Source organism: Bacillus cereus group sp. N14 (genome assembly GCF_016483555.1).
In the GTDB taxonomy this organism is placed as follows: domain Bacteria; phylum Bacillota; class Bacilli; order Bacillales; family Bacillaceae_G; genus Bacillus_A; species Bacillus_A wiedmannii.
In genome coordinates this window covers 1-288 of record NZ_JAEHBQ010000081.1, presented here as the reverse complement: position 1 = coordinate 288, position 288 = coordinate 1, and the positions used below count along the sequence as shown (strand labels likewise).

Sequence of the window (288 nt, the reverse complement as noted above, 5' to 3'; positions counted from 1 at the left end):
CCTCCACCCCCCCTCCAGGTACCACTGGCGCTACTGGTGCTACTGGACCTCAAGGCGTTCAAGGTAACACAGGCGCTACTGGTGCTACTGGGCCTCAAGGTGTTCAAGGTAACACAGGCGCTACTGGACCTCAGGGCGTTCAAGGTAACACGGGCGCTACTGGTGCCACTGGACCTCAGGGTAACACGGGCGCTACCGGTGCCACTGGACCTCAAGGTGTTCAAGGTAACACGGGCGCTACCGGTGCTACTGGGACGCAAGGGCACACGGGCGCGGCGGGGGCGCAGG

General features: G+C 63.5%; 1 pseudogene. It reads left to right on the top strand.

The annotated features are described in order from the left end of the window. Positions 1-288, top strand: a pseudogene (locus JDS82_RS29165) (hypothetical protein); the annotation flags it as partial.